Source organism: Streptomyces sp. GbtcB6, from assembly GCF_019091475.1.
GTDB lineage: Bacteria > Actinomycetota > Actinomycetes > Streptomycetales > Streptomycetaceae > Streptomyces > Streptomyces hyaluromycini.
This window is the reverse complement of the sequence record NZ_JAGXJL010000143.1, coordinates 1-2,250: the sequence shown is the minus strand read 5'-3', so window position 1 is coordinate 2,250 and position 2,250 is coordinate 1. Positions and strand designations below refer to the sequence as shown.

At 75.3% G+C, this 2,250-nt stretch carries 2 protein-coding genes; both read right to left on the bottom strand.

Annotated features, from left to right (window positions below; all coding sequences use genetic code 11):
- Window positions 1-1,000: FAD-binding oxidoreductase (locus tag KVT45_RS54825; protein ID WP_217562581.1), on the bottom strand; the 1,000-nt coding region annotated here is incomplete at its 3' end.
- A gap of 1 nt (window position 1,001) precedes the next feature.
- A partial coding sequence (locus KVT45_RS54820) for an MFS transporter (RefSeq protein WP_217562579.1) occupies window positions 1,002-2,250 on the bottom strand: 1,249 nt, incomplete at its 5' end.

The window sequence follows — 2,250 nt, the reverse complement described above, 5'->3', positions numbered from 1 at the left end:
GCTCGATCTCGGCCTCGCCCACGGCACCGTAGTTGCCCTTGCCGCCCCTGTCCGCCCAGAACAGGCCGGGCTCGTGGGCGGGCGAGACGGTACGGCGGCGGCCGTCAGCGGTGACGATGTCGAGCGAGCGGACGTGGCCGGCGGCGAAGCCGTAGGTGCGGCAGGCCAGCGGGAGTCCGCCGCCGGTCAGGTAGCCCATCACCCCGACCCCTTCGGAGGAGCCGCACAACGGCGCCAGACCGTGCTCGGCCGCCGCGGTGACGACCTCGCCCCACCGCAGCCCGGCTCCGATCCTGGCCGTGCCGGCTTCCGGGTCCACCGACAGCTCGCGCAGTTCCCCGGTGACGACGAACACGGCTCCGTCCGCGGACACCGACGCGCCGTGCCCGGTCGACTGCACGGCGAGCGGACGTCCCGCCCGCGCGGCGAACCGGACGGCGGCGGCCACGTCGTCGGCGTCGGCGGCGACCACGACCACGGCCGGCCGCTGCTCGACCGTCAGCAGCCAGCCGGAGCAGGCCTCCTCGAAGCCGTCGTCGCCGGGGTGGAGCACCGGCCCGCGGACCGACCCGCCCAGGCCCACCAGGTCGTGCCAGACCGCCGGTTCCGCGGCGAGGCGCTCGGCGGTGAACTCGGCCGGGGCGTCGTCCCGCGGCGGAACACCGCCGGAGGTGTGTACCGGCACGCCGTCGGCGGTGTGCATGCTGCCGGTGCCGTGCCGGCCGGTCTCGTCCAGGCGGGCCTCGGCACGGATCCGCACGGGGGGCCGCCCGCCGCCGGCCGGAACGGGGGTTTCGGTGAACTCGCAGGTGAACCCGCCGTGCGGCCCCGTGCTCCAGCTGCCGGTGCCCACACCGGTGGGTGCGCGCATCGCCAGGGTGCCGTCGGAGGCCAGCGAGAGGGTCAGGGGAACGTCGGCCCGGTCGTCGTGACGCAGACGCGCGGCCCAGACCCCCACCGGGGTCTGGGCCGCGGCGGCCGCGGAGTGCGCGGCCGGCATGTCAGCTCTCCGCTTTCGCAAGGGTCTTCGCCACGTCGTCCGACTCCGCGACGGGCCCGGGGCCGGGCATCCGGGCGCCGCGCAGCAGGGCCGCGGCGGCCGCGGCCAGCAGCAGGGCGAGCACCGCCCCGACGATCGCGGTGGTCTGCAGGCCGTCCACGAAGGCCGCACGGGCCGCCGACAGCAGCCGGGAGCCGTCCGCGGCCGGCAGCTTGTGGGCGACGTTCACCGCCTCGGCGAGGGTGTCCCGGGCCGCCTTGCGGGCGGACGCGGGCAGTCCGCCGGGGAGCGTGTCGGCCAGGTTCGCCCGGTACACCGCGAAGCCGACGCTGCCGATCACCGCGACGCCCAGGGCGCTGCCGAGTTCGGTGCCGGTCGAGGCCATCGCGGAGGCGGCACCGGCCCGCTCGGGCGGGGCCGCGCCCACGATCAGTCCGGTGCCCAGCGAGACCATCGGCCCGAGCCCGAGCCCGATGACGGCCGCCCCGGTCACCGCGACATACAGGTCGGAGGGACCGCCCACCTGGGCCAGCACCACCATGCCGGCCGCGGTGACCACCAGGCCGCCGGCGAGCAGGGTGCTCAGCTTGACGCGGCTCACGAGGCCAGGGGCCCCCATGGCGCCGATCATGACCGCGACGGTGGTCGGCAGCGACCAGAGTCCGGCCTGGATCGGCGGCAGCCCGCGTACCAGCTGCAGGTACTGCATGACGAAGAACTGCGAGGCCGCGGAGAGCAGGGTCGCCAGGACGAGCATGCCGAGGGCGGTGCCGAACAGGCGGTTGCGGAACAGCGAGAGGTCGACCAGCGGTTGGTCCAGCCGGCGCTGCCGGGAGACGAACAGCACCGCCAGCACCAGTCCGGCGACGACGGCGAGACCCGACCAGAGACCCGGGCCGTCCGCGGCGATCCGCTTGAGGCCGAAGATCACCGCGAGGACCCCGAGCACGGACATGACCGCGCTGACCAGATCCGGGCGGGCCACCGACTCGTCCCGGTACTCCGGCAGCACCAGCGGGCCCGCCACGATCAGCACCAGCATCACCGGAACGCCGATCAGGAAGACCGAGCCCCACCAGAACAGCGCCAGGCGCGCGCCGCCGGCCAGCGGACCGATCACCGTGCCGAGGCCGAAGAAACCGGTCCAGGCCCCGATCGCGGCCTGCTGCTGCCTGGGATCCCGGAACATGACCCGGATCAGGGAGAGGGTGGAGGGCATCAGCGTGGGGCCCGCGATGCCCAGCAAAGTC